3 protein-coding genes are annotated in these 2,352 nt (G+C 36.4%); 1 reads left to right on the forward strand and 2 read right to left on the reverse strand.

Features of this window, described 5'->3' with window-relative positions:
- The first annotated feature begins 239 nt into the window (after nt 1-239).
- Nucleotides 240-731: a YajQ family cyclic di-GMP-binding protein gene (locus AC1DPZ_RS25670; protein ID WP_477408836.1), complete on the forward strand. Its 492-nt coding sequence runs from the start codon at nt 240-242 to the stop codon at nt 729-731.
- Between the two features lie 152 nt (nt 732-883).
- Here AC1DPZ_RS25670 and AC1DPZ_RS25675 read toward each other — a convergent pair whose 3' ends face one another.
- Nucleotides 884-1,687: a phytanoyl-CoA dioxygenase family protein gene (locus AC1DPZ_RS25675; RefSeq protein WP_477408838.1), complete on the reverse strand. Its 804-nt coding sequence runs from the start codon at nt 1,685-1,687 to the stop codon at nt 884-886.
- Between the two features lie 25 nt (nt 1,688-1,712).
- Nucleotides 1,713-2,352: GNAT family N-acetyltransferase (locus tag AC1DPZ_RS25680; protein WP_477408840.1), on the reverse strand; the 640-nt coding region annotated here is incomplete at its 5' end.

Here is a 2,352-nt window from a genome sequence, read left to right on the forward strand (position 1 = left end):
AATATAACCAGCTTATTTCCCTGTTAATTAATGGTGCCTGTTTATCCATAAAATTTAGTGCCCGCGGGCCACATTTACAAAACTGCTTATTTATTTGTTAACTTAATATTAACTCATCAGCATTTAACATGTTTTTATTGATTATTATTTACTTACTTTATGTAAACAAATTAATTTAACATCCTGTGTAAATGTTTACAATACATTAGTTTTGTAAACATTTATAAACCAATTTACTTATGCCAACATTTGATATAGTAAGCAAGATAGACGGCCAAACACTTGATAACGCTATCAATACTGCCAAAAAAGAAATACTTAACCGCTACGATTTTAATGACTCGAAAAGCACTATCGACCTGGATAAAAAAACCAACGAGATAACTATCGTTACCGAGAACGATATGCGCCTTAAAGCCATCCAGGATTCTATTATAGGCCGCATGGTAAAGCAACACCTGGACCCTAACGCGCTTGATTTTGGTAAAGACCAATATGCGGCGGGCAATATGATACGTAAAGAGATTAAAGTTAAGGAAGGTATAGATAAAGAAACCTCTAAAAAGCTTGTCAAAAAGATAAAGGATAGCGGCCTAAAGGTTCAGGCATCTATCATGGACGACCAGGTGCGTGTACAGGGCAAAAAAATAGATGACCTGCAGGCAGTGATCAGCCTTTGCCGCAGCGATAATTTTGGCCAGCCCCTGCAATTTATTAACATGCGCGATTAATTCCCATCAAAACTTAAAGTAGCAGGATCAAAAAAAAATGACATAAAAAAAGAGGCTGATCATGATTTATGATACAGCCTCATCTTTTAATAACAATAACGTTCCAGAATTTTCAATCAAAAACCTCGGTTTCAATAAATATCTAAATTGAATTAACCCTGCCCTGGTTGGTACATTCTTTTTTCAACTGGTTGATAATATTCCTGCAGGTTTTCGGGAATCCTTGCATTATATCCCAAAACCTGTCTTAAATGCGCATCCAGCCCCTCACCAAACTCATAACCTAATGCTCTGGGGTAATCAAGCTGCTGTTTAACAAACGGACGGGTAAAGGCCATAGTTAACGTCCGTCTTTTTTCATCTGTATAGTTCTTTCCGGCGGCATGCCACAGGTTGGAGTCAAACAAAATAATGCTCCCTTTTTTTGCAGTGGCGCGATCGGCAGTCCTGTAAAAATAATCATCATCAGGTTTATCTTCCTGTTTATGAGAGCCTGAGAGAAAATAGGTTGCTCCGTTTTCGAGTGTAAAATCATCCAAAACAATCATCATTTGGATCATTATTTTAAAATCGCCTGTAAAACTTCGTATGTCTCTGTGGATATTTTGAACATAAGGTTTGTCATCCTTTAAATTGATTACCGCTCCTAATGAATTTAGGATATAGTTGCCTTTTAAAAAATGTCTTATCTCATTTTCACAATATTTTTGCTCAAGAAATTTCAAGGTGAAAATATCTCTTTCTACAAGATGGTGAAGTGTTCCGTTCATGTTAGCACCTATTCCATTTGCAACCTGGATTGCGCGCCGTACTTCGTATGCCTTCACTAATGAGGTTGTAATTTCTTCAATAAAATCAGTACTCATTGCATCTTCGTAAATAATCCAGCCATAATCTGACATTATTTGATCAAAAGTATCCAGATTAGCTTCCGAATATGTGAATTTATTTTTCATGTTAATTTATTTTTTTAAGATTAATTTAAACAGTTGAAGCTGGTATATTGGGGATGCATCCATCCGTTTTTCTTTTAGGTTGACGGTATGAGGGGAAATAATTAGGTTCGGCATTAACCTCCACACCTGCCTTTAAAACAAGTTCGTTGTAAATAGCAGCATCATTGATATAACACCAGATGCGATCCTTTACCTGCAGGTCTGAGAAATATCTTTTGAACATAAAAAGAGAATCTTCCCTGCCGCCTACCCCACCTCCAAGATGAAATATTTTTTTCCCAAGCCTTCTGCCAATCATGCTTATTTCGTCGGTCAAAAGTTTGCTTGGGGATTCTTTCAAATAATCCGGGGAAGTTGCCGAAAGATGATTTCGGATAATACTATCTGATAATAGGATGAGTGCGCCGCAAATAAGTTCTGATCCGTCATAAATAAGAATGAGTTTATTATCAAAACCCTTCATGTTAAGAAGATCTTCGAAGTATTGTTCATCAAAATAATAATTCGGTGAGGCATTTACCCGATCCATATTTTTGTAATACATTTCGGTAAATTTTTTAACACCCTCTTTGCTGTTAAGCTCCTTGATTAAATAGCCTTTTTCGCGCATTTTTCTTATCTGGCGCGAAAGCCTTTTATCGTATCTGCTCCTTTGATCTTCAATA

The sequence above is a fragment of the Mucilaginibacter sp. P4_G9 genome (assembly GCF_056400985.1).